The sequence below is a fragment of the Streptomyces sp. NPDC058653 genome, from assembly GCF_042716895.1.
Lineage (GTDB): Bacteria > Actinomycetota > Actinomycetes > Streptomycetales > Streptomycetaceae > Streptomyces.
The window spans coordinates 249,021-267,806 of record NZ_JBHXRM010000002.1 but is presented as its reverse complement, the minus strand read 5'-3'; the positions used below and the strand labels follow the sequence as shown (position 1 = coordinate 267,806).

Sequence of the window (18,786 nt, the reverse complement as noted above, 5' to 3'; positions counted from 1 at the left end):
GTGACGGATCGTTCGATCTGACCGGAAGCGGCCAGGAGGAGCGGTCAGCCGAGCGCCGTGTCCGCGATGCTCGCCCACTGCGCCACCACCCGCTTCCGCCGCTGCGTGTCGTCCGTCAGCAGCGTGGCGAGGCCCAGGCCCCGCGCCATGTCCAGGAGCCCCTGGATCGTCTCGCGCACACCCGGCACCGACTCGTCCGCGCCGAGCAGTTCGACGGTCATCCGGTGCGCCTCGCGCCCGACCCGGCCTTCGAGTTCGGTGACACGGGCCCGTAGCTGCTCCTCGTTGGAGGCGGCGACCCACAGATGGAGGGCGGCCCGGAACAGCGGGCCGGTGTAGAGCGCCACGACCTCCTCGACCACCTCACGGCGGCGGTCGGGACCGGTCGGCCCGAGGGCCCGCAGGGCGCTGGTGCGTTCCTCGGCGACGTACTCGACAGCCGCCGTGAACAGGTCCTCGCGGGTGGGGAAGTGGTGCTGCGCCGCGCCGCGCGACACCCCCGCGCGTTCGGCGACGACCGAGACGGTGGAGCCGGCCCAGCCGTATTCGGCGAGGCAGGACACGGCGGCCTCCAGCAGCCGTCGGCGGGTGGCGCGGCTGCGGTCCTGTTTGGGCGCGGCTACCGAACCCATGCCGCGTCCCGCTTCTCGACGAACGCCGCCATGCCCTCGCGTGCCTCGGCCGTCGCGAAGAGCGACGCCGAGCGCTGTACGAGATCCTCCGCGCACTGCTCGAAGCTCTCCAGCACCCGCGCGTTGAGCAGTCTCTTCGACTCGGCCAGGCCCTGCGGGGAGCCTCTTCGCAGCGCGTCGAGAAGCGGCGCGAGCGCGGTGTCCACGTCGTCGACGGCCTCGGTCACCAGCCCGTTCGTCACCGCCTCGGCCGCGCCGAAGGTCTCACCGGTGAGGTAGTGGCGGGCGGCGGCGCGCGGCGCCATCCGGGCCAGCAGCGGCATCGAGATGACGGCGGGCGCGACACCGATCCGTACCTCGGTGAACGCGAAGTCCGAGTCGCTGGAGGCGATCACGATGTCGCAGGCGCCGAGCAGCCCCAGACCACCGGCGCGCACATGGCCGGTGACGCGGGCGACGACGGGCTTGGGGTGCGCCACGATCTGCCGCATCAGCGCGACGAAGGTGTACGGGTTCGGCGGCTCCTTCAGATCGGCGCCGGCGCAGAAGGTGGTGCCGGTGTGGCTGAGGACCACGGCCCGTACGGACGGGTCGTCGGCACAGGCGGTGAGCCCGTCGGCCAACTCGTCGACGAGCCGCGCCGACAGGGCGTTGCGCTTCGCCGGCGCGTTCATGGTCAAGGTGGTGATTCCGCGCTCGTGCGCGGTCGCGACCAGCGTCACGTAGTCTCCGTCTCCGTCTCCCGCTCGCGGTCCGTCGGATTCGTCGGTTCGCATCCGAGGATCCGAGCGCTGGGTGCGAGGTTCAGAGAGTGACAGCGCTCGGGGGATCGATCAAGCATGAATACGGTATTCCCGCACGGGCGTCCGGGCTACGCACCGGTCGGGCGGCCCGGTGGCGTACCGGTACGGATCAGTCGCAGAAGGCCGCGTCCAGCAGCGCGTCGACGGCCTCGCCGGGGTCGCGGGGGTGGTCGGACGTCAGCGCGACCGTGAACCGCCGGCTCCCGTCCTCGGTGGCGAACGCCCAAGCCTGGTACGCGAGGGTGTCACCGTCGTTGCCGTACACCCGCACGCCGCACGTGGTCTCCCGCCGGGCCAGGCCCAGCCCGTACGCCTTGCCGTCGACGGCGGGCCGCTTCATCTCCTCCAGCAGACGGGCGGGCAGCAGGCGCCCGTCGAGCAGGGCGCCGACGAACTCGTTGAGATCCGCGGCCGTGGAGATCATCTCGCCGGAGGCGCCGAACACCGACGGATTCATCGCCGTGTAGTCCGTGGGGTGCGTCGTACCGCCGGGCTCGACGGGCAGGTAGGCGCGGGGACGCGGCTGGGGTATGCGCGGGGACGTCCCCGGCAGGGAGGTGTGGCGCAGCCGCAGCGGCTCGATGATCCGCCGCTCGATCTCTTCGGCGTACGACCGGCCGGTCGCCTTCTCGACGATCTGCCCGAGGAGGATGTACCCGGTGTTGGAGTACGAGTAGCCCGACCCCGGCGGGTCGACGGACGGCGGGTTGACCACCGCGCGGTGGACCAGCTCGTCGGGGGTCCAGGTCCGCCGGCGGTTCTCCACGAACTCCCGGCCCGGGGGCATCGGCAGGGTGCTGACGTAGTCGTACACCCCGCTGGTGTGGTTGAGCAGCTGCCGCACGGTCATACGGTCGCCGCCCGGGACGGCTCCGGGCAGCCATGTGCCGACGGTGTCGTCGAGCCGCAGCTCGCCCTCGTCGACGAGTTGCAGTACGACGGTGGCGACGAAGGTCTTGGTGATGCTGCCGATCCGGAAGTGGCTGCGCGCCGCGACGGCACGCGTGGTGCCCAGCTCCGCGACGCCGCTGGTGCCGCGCCAGACGCCGTGTCCTCCACGGACCTCCGCCAGCGCACCGACGGCACCGGTGCCCACGACTGCGTCCAGCCGCGCTTGCAACGGCCGTCGTTCCGGCGCCTGTTGCCCACCGGGCACGGCAAAGGCACCGGTCGACCCCACGGTCACCGCGACGACGGTGGCCGCGACCACCCACACCCGTTGCGCACGCTTCATCCTGGCCCCCGTGATCGCTCAGTCCAGCTCCGTACGGAGGAGCCTGCCGGAGGTGCGGGGGCGGCCACGATGGGGCGCGTTGCCGTATCGGGCGGGGGGTTATCCCCACCAACGGGCGCCAATGCGCCCTGCCAGAGGCGGGCACGGCTCCCTACGGTGGGAGGGTGAACGAACGCATTCCGGAGGCGAGCATGGAAACGGTTGCAACGGCCAAACACCGTAACCCCATCAGCGACGACGGCCACCAGCCCGGCCGACCCGTCCCGCCGGCGCAGCCAACACCGCCGCCTCCCCCGAAGAAGTAGGTGAAGTGGACACACCAGCATGGTCGACGGCTGAACTCACCGAGCGACTCCTCGCCGAGATGGCCCAATTCATCGGCCCCCTGCCGTCCGCCTTCGACCGCGCCGTGCGCGCGGTCCCGCGGCATCTCTTCCTCCCGGCAGTCATCTGGCTGCGCGACGGGAACGGCGGTCACCGGCCGTGCGACCGGGGCGCCACCCCGGACGAGTGGCTGAACGCGGCGTACAGCGACGCGCCGTTGGTCACCCAGTTCACCGACGGACTACCGACGTCGTCCGCGTCCATGCCCTCCATGGTGCTGCGCATGCTCGCTCTGGCGGACCTGGATCTGGACCCGGACCTGGAGCCGGCAGGGCGCCGCGTTCTCGAACTGGGCGCGGGCACCGGGTTCAACGCGGCTCTGCTCTGCCATCTCTGCGGTGATGAGGCGGTCACGACCGTTGAGTTGGACCCTACGCTCGCGGCGGAGGCGGAGCGGAATCTGAAAGCCGTCGGCCACACGCCGGAGGTGGTGCGCGGTGACGCCGGGGCCGGCCGGCCGGCCGGGGCTCCGTACGAGCGGATCATCGCCACGTTCTCGGTCGACCGCATCCCGTCGGCCTGGCTGGAACAGACAGAACCGGGCGGCCGCGTCGTCACCCCATGGAACTCCGCCTGGTGCGGCGGATACGGCACGCTGGTACTGACGACGGCACCGGACGGCGGCGGCGAGGGCAGATTCCACGACTTCGCCTCGTTCATGCCCATGCGGGAATCCGCCCCGTCGGCCGCCGACGTGCCCACCGAAGACGGTGCGACGCCCGAGCGGAGGGCATCTTCCGCCCTGTCCCCCTGGTCCGTCGCCGGAGGCGATCTGAACGCGGAGTTCCACGTCGGTCTCGCCGTACCCGGAGCCTGTTGCGTCTGGGACACCAGCGGCGAGCACGCGCCCGCACGGCTCGATGTGGCGGACGACAGCGGACCGTCCTGGGCCACGGTCGACTACGACGGCCACCACGCCGACCGGTTCACCGTCACCCAGGCCGGTCCCCGACGTCTGTGGGACGAGATCACCGCCGCGTACGCCCACTGGGAGAGCCTCGGCCGCCCGAGCGTCGACAGTTACGGGCTCACGGTGACGGCCGCCGGGGAGCAGGCGGTGTGGGTGGAGGGCCCGGCCGGCAGGCAGCCCGCCTGATCCACCCCGGCGCTCAGCCCCAAGGCGCCCTGCTTTCGACCTGGCGCAGGCGCTCACAGCGTGCCGCGTGCCGTGCGCGGTGAGCGCAGCTCCTCGGCGAACCGCGCGCGGGGTTCCCCGCTACGACCGGGCGGCCACGCCGGAGAAACGAACCGGTCCCCCAGGTGCGCTACCTCGCCCTTCAGGACCCGCCACTGCCCGTGCAAGCGCTCCTTCGACCCGCCGCCGCCCCGGAGGCTTTCGTACGCCGTGGGGTCGGCCGTCACCCCCACGTCACGGAAGCGCTGCTGGACCGGCTGCTGTCGGATCCGGCCCCCGAGGTCTCCGAGGACGCCGACCGTCACGCCGTCTCCGGCTGCCTCTCGCGCTCCTCGCGTGCCCGCAGCTCGCGGCGGAGGATCTTGCCCGAGGCCGCCCGGGGGACGCCCCCGATGAACTCGACGCGGCGGACCTTCTTGTGCGGGGCGACGTGTTCGGCGACGTACGACATGACGTCCGCCTCCGTCAGTCGGCCCGCCGACGGCTGGCGGACGACGTACGCCTTGGGGATCTCGTTCCCCTCCTCGTCCTGGACGCCGATGACGGCCGCGTCGGCTATGGACTCGTGGGCCAGCAGCAGTGCTTCGAGGTCGGCGGGGGCGACCTGGAACCCCTTGTACTTGATGAGTTCCTTCACCCGGTCGACCACGAACAGCCAGCCGTCGGCGTCGACGCGGCCGATGTCCCCCGTGTGGACCCAGCCCTCGGTGTCGATCATGTGGGCGGTCTCGTCGGGCCGGCCGAGGTAGCCCTTCATGACCTGCGGGCCCCGGATGAGGACTTCGCCGTCGGTGCCGACGGGGGCGTCCGTGCCGGGGTCGTCGAGGGAGGCGATCCGCATCTCCGTGCTGGGCAGGAGCTTGCCCACCGCGCCGGCGGGCGGGTTCTCGGCGGCGAGCGGGACGACGTGCGTGCCCGGTGACAGCTCCGTCATGCCGTACGCCTGGCGGACCTGCGGCAGTCCGAGCCGGGCCGAACAGGCGGCGGCGAGGCGGGCGTCGAGAGGGGCGGCGGCGCTGACGATGTAGTCGAGCGAGGAGAGGTCGTAGCGGGCGACCGCCGGGTGCTTGGCGAGGGCGAGGACGATCGGCGGGGCGACGTACAGGCCGTTGATGCGGTGGGTCTGGATCGCGCCGAGGAACTGGTCGAGTTCGAAGCGGGGCAGTACGACGACGGTCGCGCCCTTGCGCAGGGGTGCGTTCATCAGGGCGGTGAGGCCGTAGATGTGGAAGAACGGGAGCACCGCGAGGATGCTGTCGCCCGGGCGCTGGGGCATGACGGGGTCGAGCTGCGCGAGGTTGGTGGCGATCGAGCGGTGCGTCAGCATGACGCCCTTGGGGGACGCGGTGGTGCCGGAGGAGTACGGGAGGGCCGCGATGTCCTCGGCGGGGTCGATCACGACCTCGGGCGCGGGTGCCGGTTCGGCGCCGATCATGTCGAGGAGCGAACGGTGGCCCGCCGCCCGGTCGCAGACGAAGATCTCCTCGATGCCGCCCACCAACTCGGCCGATCTGCGGGCGACTTCGAGCAGCGGCGAGACCGTGATGATCCACCGGGCCGAGGAGTCCCGGAGCTGCTTCGCGAACTCCTCGGCGGTCGACAGCGGATGGACGGTGGTGACGGACGCCCCGGCGCGGGTGGCTCCGTAGAACGCGACCGGATACGCCACGCTGTTGGGGCTGTGCAGGGCCAGCACATCGCCCTTGCGCAGCCCGGCCTCCCGCAGCCCGGCGGCGGTACGGCGGTGGAAAACGTCCAGCTGGGCGTAGGTGACGGTGGTGCCGTCCGTACCGTCCACGAGGGCGACGCTGTCGCCGAACTCCGCCGCGCGGCCCAGGACCGCGTCGTGGATCGGCAGATCGACCGTGTCGACGTCCGCGTACTCGCTGTGAAAGATCATGAAGACGACCCCTTCGACGCGTGGACGGACAGAATGACCTGTCTCAGTACGACTTGGGGAGACCCAGGGACTGGTGGGATACGTAGTTCAGGATCATTTCGCGGCTGACGGGTGCGATTCGGGCCACGCGTGAGGCCGTGATGAGGGACGCCAGACCGTACTCCCGGGTGAGGCCGTTGCCGCCGAGGGTGTGTACGGCCTGGTCCACCGCGTGTACGCAGGCCTCCGCCGCCGCGTACTTGGCCATGTTGGCGGCCTCGCCCGCCGCCGCGTCGTCGCCGGCGTCGTAGAGGTGCGCGGCCTTGCGCATCATCAGGCGGGCGAGCTCGATCTCGATGTGCGCCTGGGCGAGCGGGTGCGCGACGGCCTGGTGGGCGCCGATGGGCTCCTTCCAGACCTGGCGGGTCCTCGCGTAGTCGACGGCCTTGTCGAGCGCGTGGCGCGCCATGCCGAGGGCGAAGGCGGCGGTCATGACGCGTTCGGGGTTGAGGCCGGCGAAGAGCTGGAGGAGTCCGGCGTCCTCGTCGCCGACGAGGGCGTTCGCGGGGAGGCGTACGTCGTCCAGGACCAGCTCGAACTGCTTCTCCACCGCCTGGAGTTCCATGTCGATCTCGGTGCGGTGGAAGCCGGGGGCGTCCCGCGGGACGATGAAGAGGCAGGGCTTGAGGGAGCCGGTCCTCGCGTCCTCGGTGCGGCCGACGATGAGCGTGGCGTCGGTGATGTCGACGCCGGAGATGAAGACTTTGCGGCCGCTGAGTACCCAGCCGCCGTCCGTCTTGCGCGCGGTGGTGGTGATGCGGTGCGAGTTGGACCCCGCGTCGGGTTCGGTGATGCCGAAGGCCATCGTTCGGGAGCCGTCCGCGAGACCGGGGAGCCACTCGCGTTTCTGCTCGTCGGTGCCGAAGCGGGCGATGACGGTGCCGCAGATGGCGGGCGAGACGACCATGAGGAGCAGGGGGCAGCCGGCGGCGCCCAACTCCTCCAGGACGATGGAGAGTTCGGCGAGCCCGCCGCCTCCGCCGCCGTACTCCCCGGGGAGGTTGACGCCGAGGTAGCCGAGCTTGCCCGCCTCGCTCCACAGCGTCTCGCGGTCGAAGCCCCGGCCGTGGCGGCGGCCGAGCGCGGCGACGGCGGCGCGGAGGTCCTGGTGTTCCTGCGTTTCGACGATGCTCATTCGTCCCCCTGTGAGACGTCGGTGACTACGGCGAGGAGCGCGCCGACCTCGACCTGGCTGCCGGGGGCGGCGTGGAGCGCGGTGAGCGTGCCGGAGGCGGGAGCGGTGATGCGGTGCTCCATCTTCATGGCCTCCAGCCAGATGAGCGGCTGCCCGGCGGTGACGGCGCTGCCCGCACGGATGCCGTCGGCGATCCGCACGACGGTGCCGGGCATGGGCGCGAGCAGCGAGCCGGGCGCGGGCGCGGTGCGGGGGTCGGTGAAGCGGGGGTGGGCGAGGAGGCGGTACGAGGCGGTGGGGCCGTCGACGTGGACGTGGTCGCCGCCGTGTTCGGCGACGTCGAAGTGGCGCTGTACTCCGTCGACTTCGAGGGTGACGCGGTGGGGTGCGACGGCGATCACGCGGACGGCTCCGTCCTCGGCACGGAACCCGTCGCGGGTGCGGTGGTAGCGGACCTCGTGCTCGCCGTAGGTCTTGGTCTGCGGCGCCGACGGGAGGTTCCGCCAGCCGCCGACGGGGTGCCCGTGGCGGGCGGCGTCGGCGAGCGCGGCGGCGAGGGCGGCGTGCCGGGCGCCGCTGTCGTCGGCGTCCGGTGCGGTGAGCGCGTCGAGGTGGCGCTCGTAGAACCCGGTGTCGACGGCCCCGGCGACGAAGTCGGGGTGACGCAGGGACCGTACGAGGAGCTCCCGGTTGGTCACGGGCCCGTGCACCCGCGCCCGGCGCAGCGCGTCGGCGAGCAGGCGGACGGCCCCGGCCCGGGTGGGCGCCCAGGCGACGACCTTGGCGAGCAGGGAGTCGTAGTGCACCCCGACGCGGTCGCCGGGTCCGTAACCGGTGTCGACGCGCAGGCGCGGACGATCGCCGTCCCCCGCGCGGGCGGGAGCGGGGCCGGTGCCTGTCGCACGGGCCCCGGCCGGGGCCGCGCAGCCCGTGCCCGGGACCGTCAGCTCGTGGACCGGCCCCGGCTGGGGCGCCCACCCCCGCGCCGGGTCCTCCGCGTAGAGGCGGGCCTCCAGCGCGTGGCCGTGGGCGGGCGGGGGGTTCGGGGGGAGCCGCTCGCCCTCCGCCACGGCGAGTTGGAGCGCCACCAGGTCCAGGCCGAACACCTCCTCCGTCACCGGGTGTTCGACCTGGAGGCGGGTGTTCATCTCCAGGAAGTACGCGTGGCCCGTCGGTGAGATCAGGAACTCGACCGTGCCCGCGCCCCGGTACTCCACGGCGCGCGCCGCCGCGACCGCCGCGTCCGTGAGGGTCGCCCGCAGCTCGGCCGGAAGATCCGGGGCCGGGGACTCCTCGATCACCTTCTGGTGCCGGCGTTGCAGGGAGCAGTCGCGGGTGCCCAGCGCCCACACCGTGCCGTGCGCGTCGGCGAGGATCTGGACCTCGACGTGCCGGCCCCGTTCCACGTAACGCTCCGCGAAGACCTCGCCGTCCCCGAAGGCGGACAGCGCCTCGGCCGAGGCCGCCCTCAACTCGTCCGCCACATCGCGCAGTTGACGGACGACACGCATCCCGCGGCCCCCGCCCCCCGCCGCCGCCTTGACCAGCAGCGGCAGGTCCGCCTCCGTCACCGACGCGGGGTCCAGCGGCGCCAGGAGCGGGACGCCCGCCGCGGCCACGAGCGCCTTCGCCCGCGTCTTGGACGCCATCGCCTCGATCGCCTGCGGCGGCGGCCCCACCCAGATCAGCCCGGCGTCCAGCACGGCCCGCGCGAACTCGGCGTTCTCCGAGAGGAATCCGTAGCCGGGGTGCACCGCGTCCGCGCCGGCCGCGAGCGCCGCCTTCACGATCAGGTCGCCGCGCAGATACGTGTCGGCGGGCGCCGCGCCCGGCAGCCGTACGGCCGTGTCCGCGTCCCGTACGTGCAGCGCGCCCGCGTCCGCGTCGGAGAAGACCGCGACCGTGCCGATGCCGCGCTCACGGCAGGTACGGAAGACGCGGCAGGCGATCTCGCCGCGGTTGGCGACCAGAAGATTCGAGATCATCGGGGTCCTCATCACTGACATTCGACCATCACTCACATTCGGAAGACGCCGAAGCCGCCCCGTACGCCCTCGACCGGCGCCGTGTGGACCGCCGAGAGGCACAGGCCGAGCACCGTACGGGTGTCGCGCGGGTCGATGACCCCGTCGTCGTAGAGCCGCCCGGAGAGGAACACCGGCAGCGACTCCGCCTCGATCTGCTCCTCCACCATCGCGCGCAGCGCCGCGTCGCCGTCCTCGTCGTACGGCTGCCCCTTGGCCGCGGCCGCCGCCCGGGACACGATCGAGAGCACGCCGGCCAGCTGCTGGGGGCCCATCACCGCGGACTTGGCGCTCGGCCAGGCGAAGAGGAACCGCGGGTCGTAGGCCCGGCCGCACATGCCGTAGTGCCCGGCACCGTACGACGCGCCCATCAGGACCGACAGATGCGGGACCCGGGAGTTCGCGACCGCGTTGATCATCATCGCGCCGTGTTTGATGATGCCGCCCTGCTCGTACTCCTTGCCGACCATGTAGCCGGTGGTGTTGTGCAGGAAGACCAGCGGGATGTCGCGCTGGTTGGCGAGCTGGATGAACTGGGCGGCCTTCTGCGACTCCTCGCTGAACAGCACGCCCTGCGCGTTGGCCAGCACCCCCACCGGATAGCCGCGCAGCCGCGCCCAGCCCGTCACCAGGCTCGGCCCGTACACCGGCTTGAACTCGTCGAAGTCCGACCCGTCGACGATCCGGGCCACCACCTCGCGCGGATCGAAGGGGACCTTCAGATCGCCGGGGACGATGCCCAGCAGCTCCTCCTCGTCGTACTTGGGCGGCTCGACGGTCACCGGGTCCGGATCGGCGTACGCCTTGCGGTGGTTGAGGCGGGCGACGACGCGCCGCGCCTGCCGGATCGCGTCGGGCTCGTCCACCGCGAAGTGGTCGGCGAGCCCGGACGTACGGGCGTGCATCTCCGCGCCGCCGAGCGACTCGTCGTCGCTCTCCTCGCCCGTCGCCATCTTCACGAGCGGCGGTCCCCCGAGGAAGACCTTCGACCGTTCCTTGATCATCACGGTGTGGTCGGACATGCCGGGCACGTACGCGCCGCCCGCCGTCGAGTTGCCGAAGACGACGGCGACGGTGGGGATTCCGGCGGCGGACAGCCGTGTCAGATCGCGGAAGAGCGCGCCGCCGGGGATGAAGATCTCCTTCTGGGAGGGGAGATCGGCGCCGCCGGACTCGACGAGGCTGATGAGCGGCAGCCGGTTCTCGTACGCGATCTGGTTGGCGCGCAGGGCCTTCTTCAGCGTCCAGGGGTTGGACGCGCCGCCGCGCACGGTCGGGTCGTTGGCGGTGATGACGCACTCGACGCCCTCGACCACGCCGATCCCGGTGACCATGGACGCGCCGACGGGGTAGTCGCTGCCCCAGGCGGCGAGCGGGGACAGCTCCAGGAAGGGGCTGTCGGGGTCGACCAGGAGCTCGATCCGCTCGCGGGCGAGGAGCTTTCCGCGGGTACGGTGCCGGGCCACGTACTTCTCACCGCCGCCGGCCAGCGCCTTGGCGTGCTCGGTGCCGAGCGCGGCGAGCCTGCCGAGCATCTCGGCCCGGTGGGCGGCGTAGTCGGGGGACGCGGGGTCCAACGCCGAGTGGAGCACGGTCACAGCAGAACCTCCGGGATGTCGACGTGCCGGGAGCGCAGCCACTCGCCGAGCGCCTTGGCCTGTGGGTCGAAACGGGCCTGGGCGGCGACACCTTCCCCGAGAAGGCCCTCGACCGTGAAGTTGAGCGCCCCGAGATTCGGCAGGACGTGTCTGGTGACGGGCAAGTCGGCCGTTTCCGGGAGGAGTCGAGTGAACAGCTCGACGGTCAGGGTGTGCGCGAGCCACCGCCAGGCCTCGTCGGTGCGCGCCCAGACGCCGACGTTGGCGTCGCCGCCCTTGTCGCCGCTGCGGGCGCCGGCGACCAGGCCGAGGGGCGCGCGGCGGGTGGGTCCGGCGGGGAGCGGGCCGGGGAGCGGGGGCGGCGGGACGGGCTCAAGTGCTCTTGTCCGTATGGGAGTCGGCATCCGCGCGCGGGTGCCGTCGGGCAGTACCGCCGTGTGCGGGACCTCGGCCGCGTCGACGTACGCGGCCTCGAAGACGCCGTAGGGGGCGCCCTTGCCGGGCGGCGCCGTCACATGGAATCCGGGGTAGCTGCCGAGCGCCAGCTCGACGGCGGCGCCGCTGACCGCGCGGCCGACCGCGTCGGGATCGGGGTCCCGGACGACCAGCCGCAGCAGGGCACTCGCCGTCTCCTCGCTGCCGGCGTCCGCCCGGTCGGTACGGGCCAGCTCCCAGCGGACGCGCTCCGGCGCCCGGTCGGCCCGCGCGAACGCGTCGGCGACCTGGTCCTTCACCAGCCGGGCCTTGGCGTCGATGTCGAGCCCGGTCAGGACGAACACGATCTCGTTGCGCCAGCCGCCGATCCGGTTGAGCCCGACCTTGAGCGTGGGGGGCGGCGCCTCGCCGCGTACGCCCGCGAGCCCGACCCGGTCGGGGCCGTCCTGGGTGAGCCGTACGGTGTCGAGCCTGGCGGTCACGTCGGGGCCCGCGTACCGGGCTCCCCCGGTCTCGTACAGCAACTGCGCGGTGACGGTGCCGATGTCGACGATCCCGCCGGTGCCGGGGTGCTTGGTGATGACGGCCGAGCCGTCGGCGTGCAGTTCGGCGAGCGGGAAGCCGGGGCGGCGGACCCCGCTCCCGGAGCCGTGCGCGGCGAAGAAGGCGTAGTTGCCTCCGGTGGCCTGGGTGCCGCACTCCAGGACGTGCCCGGCGACGACCGCGCCCGCGAGCGCGTCGAGATCGTCCGGGGCCCAGCCGAAGTGCGCGGCGGCGGGGCCGGTGACGAGGGCCGCGTCCGTGACCCGTCCGGTGACCACGACGTCCGCTCCGGCGCGCAGGCACGCCGCGATACCGGCCCCGCCGAGGTAGGCGTTGGCGCTCAGCACGCCCTCGCCCCACGCGTGGGCGGACCCCAGCAGATCGTCGCCCTCGACGTGCGCGACGCGCACCGGGACGCCGACGCGTCCGGCCAGTTCGCGTACGGCGGCGGCCAGCCCGGCCGGGTTCAGGCCGCCCGCGTTGGCGACGATCTTCACGCCGCGCTCGTGGGCGAGCCCGAGCCCCTCCTCCAACTGACGCAGGAAGGTTCCGGCGTAGCCGGAGGCCGGGTTCCGCTGCCGGTCGCGGCCGAGGATGAGCATGGTCAGCTCGGCGAGATAGTCGCCGGTGACGACATCGAGGGGGCCGCCGGTGAGCATCTCGCGCAGCGCGTCGAAGCGGTCGCCGTAGAAGCCGGAGGCGTTGGCGATCCGCAGGACGCCGGGGGTGCCGGCCGTCATGCGTTCCTCGCCGCCCGCCCGGGTCCCGCCGGTCCGGCGAACGCCTGCGCGATGTCCAGCCATCGGTCGGCGTCCGCGCCCTCGGCCCGTACCGCGAGGTCCGCGCGGTGGGCGCGCTGGGTCACCAGCAGACAGAAGTCGAGGGCGGGCGCGGTGACGCGCTGGGCGGCGTCCTCGGGGCCGTACGACCAGAACTCCCCGCCGGGGCCGGTGAGTTCGACCCGGAAGGGGGCGGCGGGCGGCTGCTCGCCGTGTACGAGGTAGGCGTAGTCGCGGGCCCGTACGCCGATCCACGCCACATGGCGCAGCCGCGCCGTCGGCTCACGCCGCGCACCGAGCGCGTCGGCGATGTCCTGGCCGTGCGCCCAGGTCTCCATCAGCCGCGCGGTCGCCATCGACGGTGCGCTCATCGGCGGCCCGTACCAGGGGAAACGCGCACCGGCGGGCAGGGAGCGCAGCGCCTCCTGGAGCCGTTCGCGGCCCTCGCGCCAGCGGGTGAGGAGCCGGCCAGGCGGTAGTACGGCGCCGGCCTCGGCGCCCTCGTCCACGAAGGTCCCGGGGGCCTCCCGCGCCCTCGCGGCCTCATCGGCGAAGGCCCTCTCGTCGGTCACGGCGAGAAGTGACGCGGTGTCGGTCCAGGCCAGATGGGCGATCTGGTGGGCGACGGTCCAGCCCGCCGCCGGGGTCGCGAGCGACCAGCCCGTGTCGTCCAACGGGGCGACGAGCCGGTCGACCTCCTCACTCTCGCTGCGCAGATCGTCGAGGATGGGCGCGGGGGGGTCGGACACGTGGGGCGCTCCGATCGGACTCTCGGGACACGGCGTCGTACGTGTCCCGGAGCATGGCAGCGCCCCGATAAACAATCAAGCGTGCTTGGTTTACTTTTTGCCGGTCGCCGGCTCCACGGGCGCCGCTTTTCCCGCCCGGGTGCGGACCGCGCCCATGCTCGCCGCGATGACGAGAGCGATCGCGACCGCGTCGGTGAGGGAGAGGTCCTGGTGCAGGACGAGGAAACCGGCCATGGCCGCGACCGCCGGCTCCACGCTCATCAGGATCGCGAACGTCGGCGCGGGCAGCCGCCGCAGCGCGAGCAGTTCGAGCGTGTACGGCAGGACGGACGACAGCAGCGCGACCCCGAGCGCCAGCCCGACGGTGGAGGGCACCACCAGTTTCGAACCGGCCTCGACGATGCCCAGCGGCAGGGTCAGCAGGGCGCCGAAGGCCATGGCGAGCGCGAGCCCGTCGGCCTGCGGGAAGCGCCGTCCGGTCCGGGCGCTGAAGACGATGTACGTGGCCCACATCGCCCCCGCCGCGAGCGCGAACGCGGCGCCCACCGGGTCGAGCCGGTCGAACCCGCCCCCGCTGAGCAGCACCACACCGGCGAGCGCGAGTCCGGCCCACAGGACGTTGCCGAGCCGGCGCGAGACGATCACGGAGAGGGCGAGCGGCCCGAGGACCTCCAGGGTCACGGCGGCGCCCAGCGGGATGCGGTCGGCGGCCTGGTAGAAGAGCAGGTTCATCGACGCCATGACGGCACCGAAGACGAGGACGGTGCCCCAGTCGGCGCGCGAGTGCCCCTTGATCCTCGGCCGGCAGACCGCGAGCAGGACGAGGGCGGCGAGCACGAGCCGCAGCGTCACCACGCCGACGACACCGGCACGCGGCATCAGCAGGACGGCGACGGAGGCACCGAACTGCACGGACAGCACGCCCCCGAGCACCAGCGCCACGGGCGCGAGGGTCCGCCTCGACGCCCGTCCACCGCCGTCGAGGGCCCCCGCGGCCTCCGGGGCGGAGACGGCGACACCGACGGCTGCGGTACGCGGCTCATCCACCGGGGACCTCCTCCAGATCATCCAGGCCAGCACAATGGACTTTCCGATCTAACATACTGCACTCGAAAAACGCGCCGTCCACCGAGTCGGCTTCCTGCGGCAGGGGCACGCGGAGGCCGGTCGTCCGGGCCGTGTCGCACCACTCCCTCCCGGGGCGCGCTTCGACGTCACCGCGGGAGGGCGCGTCCGGTGACCGGACCGTCGGGGGACTCCAGTGCCTCCGCCAGTACCTCCGCCAGGTGCCTCGCGCCCCCGTCCGCCAGCTGGTCCAGCTGGGTGCGGCACGAGTAGCCGTCCGCGAGGAGTTGCGTGCCCCGCGGGGCCGACCGGACGGCGGGGAGCAGCTGGTCCTCCGCGCACGCCACCGAGACCTCGTAATGGCCCTTCTCGAAGCCGAAGTTGCCCGCGAGACCGCAGCAGCCGCCGCTCAACTCACCGGTCAGACCAGCCCGTTCACGCAGACGGCGTTCCGCCGCGTCGCCGATGACCGCGTGCTGGTGGCAGTGGGTCTGGCCGGCGACCGGGCGGTCGACCCGGGGCGGGCGCCAGTCGGGGGCGCACTCCTCCAGGGCCTGCGCGAAGGTGCGTACGGACGCGGCGAGGCGGGCCGCGCGCGGGTCGTCCGCGAGGAGTTCGGGCAGGTCGGTCCTGAGCGCCGCCGCGCAGCTCGGTTCGAGGACGAGGACCGGCAGGCCCCGGTCGAGCGCCGGTTCCATCCGGTCCAGGGTGCGGCGCATCACCTCGCGGGCCTGGTCGAGCTGGCCCGTGGAGACGTACGTCAGCCCGCAGCACACCGCGCGCGGCGGCAGGGTGAAGCCCACCCCGGCGGCGTCCAGGACCTGTACGGCCGCGCGCCCGACCGACGGCGACAGATGTTCGGTGAAGGTGTCCGGCCACAGCACCACCGCCGGGGTGCTCGAAGGCGCCCGCCCCCGCAGCCACCTGGTGAACGTCTGCGGCGCCAGTCGCGGGATGGACCGCTCCGGGGCGATCCCGCCCAGCCGCTTGGCGAGCGCGGCGGCCCCCGGCAGCCGCGCCGCCGCGTTGAGCACCCGTGCGAAGGGCGCCGCCGCCCGCAGCCAGCGGGGCAGCCGCCCCATCGCGTAGTGCGCGGCGGGCCGCCGCCGGCCCGCGTAGTGGTGGTGCAGGAACTCCGCCTTGTACGTGGCCATGTCGACCCCCACCGGGCAGTCGCTGCGGCAGCCCTTGCAGGACAGGCAGAGGTCGAGCGCGTCCTTGACCTCGGTGGAGCGCCAGCCGTCCGTGACGACCTCACCGGCGAGCATCTCGTGCAGCAGCCGGGCGCGCCCGCGCGTGGAGTGCTGTTCGTCGCCGGTCGCGCGGAACGAGGGGCACATCACGCCCGGGCCCGAACTCGGTCCTTCCACACGGCACTTGGCGACTCCCACACAGCGCCGTACGGCCGCCGAGAAGTCACCGCCCACCACGCCGTCGGCCTCGCCGTCGTGCGGGTAGGCGAAGGCGACGTCGACCCGCTCGCGCGGCAGGACCGCGAAGCGCAGGTTCTCGTCCAGCCGGGCGGGCCGGGCGATCGAGCCGGGGTTCATCCCGCCCGCCGGGTCCCACACGTCCTTGAACCGCCCGAAGAGAGCGGTCAGTTCGTCCCCGTACATCGTCGGCAGCAGCTCGGAGCGCGCCAGGCCGTCGCCGTGCTCGCCGGAGAGCGAGCCGCCGTGGGCGACGACGAGGGCGGCGACGTCCTCGGAGAAGCGGCGGAACCGCCGCACGCCGTCGGTGCTCAACAGGTCGAAGTCGATCCGGACATGGATGCAGCCGTCGCCGAAGTGCCCGTACGGCGTGCCGCGCAGCCCGTGCTCGGCGAGCAGCGCCCGGAACTCCTTGAGATACGCGCCGAGTTGGGCGGGTGGCACGGCGCAGTCCTCCCAGCCGGGCCATGCCTCGCCGCCGTCGGCGCCGCGGGTCGCGGTGCCGGACGCGTCCTCCCGTACCCGCCACAGGGCCCGCACCCCGGCCGGGTCGGTCATGACCGTGGCGTCCAGGGCGTCGGCGGCGCGCACGATCCGCTCGGCGTGCGCGCGGGCCTCGGCGACGGTGGCGCCGCCGGTCTCCACGAAGAGCCAGGCGCCGCCGCGCGGCAGGTCGTGCGGGCCGGGGACGAGGTCGTCGGCCATGCCCTCGACGGTGAGCGGGTGGTACGGCAGCAGTCCGGCCGCCGCCTCGGCCGCCGCGCTCTCGTCGGGGTAGCCGAGGACGGCGAGCACCCGCACGGGCGGCGACTCGACCAGCCGTACGACGGCTTCCGTGACGATGCCGAGGGTGCCCTCGCTGCCGCAGAAGGCGCGGGCGAGGTCGGTGCCGTTCTCGGGGAGCAGCGCGTCGATCGCGTAACCGGAGATACGGCGCGGCAGACCCGTGGGGTAACCGGTGCGCAGGAGCGCGAGATTCCCCTCCACCAGGGGGCGCAGCCCCTCGGGCGCGCCGTCCCAGCTCCCCCGGCCGAGCCGCAGCTCGTCGCCGCCGTACGTCATGACCGACAGCTCGTGGACGTTGTCGGCGGTCGTCCCCCACGCGACGGAGTGCGATCCGCACGAGTTGTTGCCGATCATGCCGCCGATCGTGCAGCGGCTGTGGGTGGAGGGGTCGGGCCCGAAGGTCAGGCCGTGCGGGGCGACGGTGTCGCGCAGCCGGTCGAGAACGACCCCGGGCCGGACGACGGCGGTCCGCGCCTCGGCGTCGACCGACACGATCGAGCGAAGATGCCGGGTGAGATCGAGGACGACGCCGAGGCCCGTCGCGTTGCCCGCGATCGAGGTGCCGGCGCCCCGTGGCACGACGGGGACGCCGTGCGTACGGCAGACCTCCAGGGCCGCCGCGATGTCCGCCGTGTCACGGGGGGCGACGACGCCGACGGGGACCCGGCGGTAGTTGGACGCGTCCATGGTGACCAGGGCGCGGGCGGCGGAACCGAAGTCCACCTCGCCGCGGACGGCCCGGCCGAGGTCTCTGGCGAGGGCGGTCGCCGCCGCCGTGACCGCCGCCCCCGTCGCCGCCGACGAGTCCGCCTTCACAGGTGCCGTACGCATCGCCGTCTCCCGCTTCCCGTGCCGCTCCCGGTCCTCAGCCATTCCCCCAGGATGCCCCGCCGGACGCATCTCACGACGTGAACCACTCGCCTGAGGGCCCCCTTCGAGCGTCTAGGCTGCGCCCGTGGCCGATATTCAGATTCCCGCTGACATCAAGCCCGCCGACGGTCGATTCGGCGCTGGCCCCTCCAAAGTGCGGACGGAGGCGGTCGACGCCCTGGCCGCCACCGGTACCTCTCTCCTCGGCACGTCGCACCGCCAGGCCCCGGTGAAGAACCTGGTCGGCGCGGTGCGTGACGGTGTGCGCGAGCTGTTCCAGCTCCCCGAGGGCTACGAGGTGATCCTGGGCAACGGCGGCTCCACCGCCTTCTGGGACGTCGCGACGCACGGCCTGATCGAGAACAAGTCGCAGCATCTGAGCTTCGGCGAGTTCTCCTCGAAGTTCGCGAAGGCGTCGAAGCTCGCGCCGTGGCTGGCCGAGCCGACCGTCATCTCCTCCGCGCCGGGCAGCCACCCGGAGCCGGCGGCCGAGGCGGGCGTGGACGTGTACGCGCTCACGCACAACGAGACCTCCACCGGTGTCGCCGCGCCCGTCAAGCGCGTCGCGGGCGCCGACGAGGGGGCACTGGTGCTGGTCGACGCCACGTCCGGGGCGGGCGGCCTGCCGGTCGACATCGCCCAGACGGACGTCTACTACTTCGCCCCGCAGAAGTCCTTCGCCTCCGACGGCGGACTGTGGATCGGCGTCTTCTCACCGGCCGCGCTGGAGCGCGCGGCGCGTGTGCACGGTTCGGGCCGGCACGTGCCGGAGTTCTTCTCGCTGCCGACGGCGATCGACAACTCGCTGAAGAACCAGACGTACAACACCCCGGCGCTGGCCACGCTCTTCCTGCTGAACGAGCAGCTGACCTGGCTGAACACCCAGGGCGGCCTCGAATGGTCGACGGCCCGCACGGCCACGTCGGCGCGGGCGCTGTACGGCTGGGCGGAGTCGTCCAAGTACGCGACCCCGTTCGTGGTCGACCCGGCGCAGCGCTCGCAGGTCATCGGCACGATCGACTTCGCGGACGAGATCGACGCGGCGGCGGTCGCCAAGGTCCTGCGCGCCAACGGCATCGTGGACACGGAGCCGTACCGCAAGCTGGGCCGCAACCAGCTGCGGGTGGCGATGTTCCCGGCGATCGACCCGTCGGACATCGAGGCGCTGACGGCGTGCGTCGACTACGTGATCGACAAGCTCTGACCCCGTTCCCTCCGACGCCGACCGGCCCCGCCCCCGTCTCG

14 protein-coding genes are annotated in these 18,786 nt (G+C 73.1%); 2 read left to right on the top strand and 12 right to left on the bottom strand.

Annotated elements, in window-relative coordinates; genetic code table 11:
- Positions 1-44: 44 nt before the first annotated feature.
- The 3 genes from ACFWU9_RS02915 to ACFWU9_RS02905 all read right to left on the bottom strand — a co-directional run bounded on the left by ACFWU9_RS02915 (position 45) and on the right by ACFWU9_RS02905 (position 2,669).
- Complete coding sequence (locus ACFWU9_RS02915; protein WP_384314215.1) at positions 45-632, bottom strand: TetR/AcrR family transcriptional regulator; 588 nt, start codon at positions 630-632, stop codon at positions 45-47.
- Positions 620-1,354: an enoyl-CoA hydratase family protein gene (locus tag ACFWU9_RS02910; RefSeq protein WP_384314213.1), complete on the bottom strand. Its 735-nt coding sequence runs from the start codon at positions 1,352-1,354 to the stop codon at positions 620-622. Before ACFWU9_RS02910 ends, ACFWU9_RS02915 begins: the two co-directional genes overlap by 13 nt.
- 190 nt (positions 1,355-1,544) lie before the next feature.
- Positions 1,545-2,669 (bottom strand): serine hydrolase domain-containing protein, encoded by a 1,125-nt coding sequence (locus ACFWU9_RS02905; RefSeq protein WP_384314211.1) that lies wholly within the window; start codon positions 2,667-2,669, stop codon positions 1,545-1,547.
- 310 nt (positions 2,670-2,979) lie between these two features.
- On the opposite strand from ACFWU9_RS02905, the gene ACFWU9_RS02900 reads away from it, so the two are divergent.
- Positions 2,980-4,149 (top strand): methyltransferase domain-containing protein, encoded by a 1,170-nt coding sequence (locus ACFWU9_RS02900; RefSeq protein WP_384314209.1) that lies wholly within the window; start codon positions 2,980-2,982, stop codon positions 4,147-4,149.
- Between the two features lie 53 nt (positions 4,150-4,202).
- On the opposite strand, the gene ACFWU9_RS02895 is transcribed toward ACFWU9_RS02900, so the two are convergent.
- The 9 genes from ACFWU9_RS02895 to ACFWU9_RS02855 form a co-directional block, all read right to left on the bottom strand.
- Entirely contained in the window at positions 4,203-4,493 is a 291-nt protein-coding gene (locus ACFWU9_RS02895; protein ID WP_384314208.1) for a hypothetical protein, read from the bottom strand.
- Complete coding sequence (locus ACFWU9_RS02890) at positions 4,490-6,088, bottom strand: 4-coumarate--CoA ligase family protein (protein WP_384314206.1); 1,599 nt, start codon at positions 6,086-6,088, stop codon at positions 4,490-4,492. The genes ACFWU9_RS02895 and ACFWU9_RS02890 overlap by 4 nt, the downstream gene beginning before the upstream one ends.
- Positions 6,089-6,131: 43 nt before the next feature.
- The gene (locus ACFWU9_RS02885; protein ID WP_384314204.1) at positions 6,132-7,262 is read right to left on the bottom strand and encodes an acyl-CoA dehydrogenase family protein; all 1,131 of its coding nucleotides are present in this window, start codon (positions 7,260-7,262) and stop codon (positions 6,132-6,134) included.
- Entirely contained in the window at positions 7,259-9,247 is a 1,989-nt protein-coding gene (locus ACFWU9_RS02880) for a biotin carboxylase N-terminal domain-containing protein (protein WP_384314202.1), read from the bottom strand. Before ACFWU9_RS02880 ends, ACFWU9_RS02885 begins: the two co-directional genes overlap by 4 nt.
- 32 nt (positions 9,248-9,279) lie before the next feature.
- On the bottom strand, positions 9,280-10,884 hold the full coding sequence (locus ACFWU9_RS02875) for an acyl-CoA carboxylase subunit beta (RefSeq protein ID WP_384314200.1): 1,605 nt from the start codon (positions 10,882-10,884) through the stop codon (positions 9,280-9,282).
- Positions 10,881-12,602: an acyclic terpene utilization AtuA family protein gene (locus tag ACFWU9_RS02870; protein ID WP_384314198.1), complete on the bottom strand. Its 1,722-nt coding sequence runs from the start codon at positions 12,600-12,602 to the stop codon at positions 10,881-10,883. The genes ACFWU9_RS02875 and ACFWU9_RS02870 overlap by 4 nt, the downstream gene beginning before the upstream one ends.
- A complete protein-coding gene (locus ACFWU9_RS02865; protein ID WP_384314197.1) occupies positions 12,599-13,390 on the bottom strand; it encodes a TIGR03084 family metal-binding protein in 792 nt (263 codons plus the stop codon). The genes ACFWU9_RS02870 and ACFWU9_RS02865 overlap by 4 nt, the downstream gene beginning before the upstream one ends.
- A 90-nt stretch (positions 13,391-13,480) precedes the next feature.
- Positions 13,481-14,437, bottom strand: coding sequence for a DMT family transporter (locus ACFWU9_RS02860; RefSeq protein WP_384314195.1), 957 nt, complete (start codon positions 14,435-14,437; stop codon positions 13,481-13,483).
- Between the two features lie 167 nt (positions 14,438-14,604).
- Positions 14,605-17,502, bottom strand: coding sequence for an FAD-binding and (Fe-S)-binding domain-containing protein (locus tag ACFWU9_RS02855; protein ID WP_384314410.1), 2,898 nt, complete (start codon positions 17,500-17,502; stop codon positions 14,605-14,607).
- 124 nt (positions 17,503-17,626) lie between these two features.
- Here ACFWU9_RS02855 and serC point away from each other — a divergent pair, with 124 nt between their 5' ends.
- Entirely contained in the window at positions 17,627-18,745 is a 1,119-nt protein-coding gene (gene serC / locus ACFWU9_RS02850) for a phosphoserine transaminase (protein ID WP_384314193.1), read from the top strand.
- The last annotated feature ends 41 nt before the right edge of the window (positions 18,746-18,786 follow it).

Coding starts and splice junctions, on each gene's coding strand:
- ACFWU9_RS02885 (WP_384314204.1), bottom strand. CDS start 7,262: ATGAGCATCGTCGAAACGCAGGAACACCAGGACCTCCGCGCCGCCGTC.
- ACFWU9_RS02905 (WP_384314211.1), bottom strand. CDS start 2,669: ATGAAGCGTGCGCAACGGGTGTGGGTGGTCGCGGCCACCGTCGTCGCG.
- ACFWU9_RS02915 (WP_384314215.1), bottom strand. CDS start 632: ATGGGTTCGGTAGCCGCGCCCAAACAGGACCGCAGCCGCGCCACCCGC.
- ACFWU9_RS02890 (WP_384314206.1), bottom strand. CDS start 6,088: ATGATCTTTCACAGCGAGTACGCGGACGTCGACACGGTCGATCTGCCG.
- ACFWU9_RS02855 (WP_384314410.1), bottom strand. CDS start 17,502: ATGCGTACGGCACCTGTGAAGGCGGACTCGTCGGCGGCGACGGGGGCG.
- ACFWU9_RS02880 (WP_384314202.1), bottom strand. CDS start 9,247: ATGATCTCGAATCTTCTGGTCGCCAACCGCGGCGAGATCGCCTGCCGC.
- ACFWU9_RS02870 (WP_384314198.1), bottom strand. CDS start 12,602: ATGACGGCCGGCACCCCCGGCGTCCTGCGGATCGCCAACGCCTCCGGC.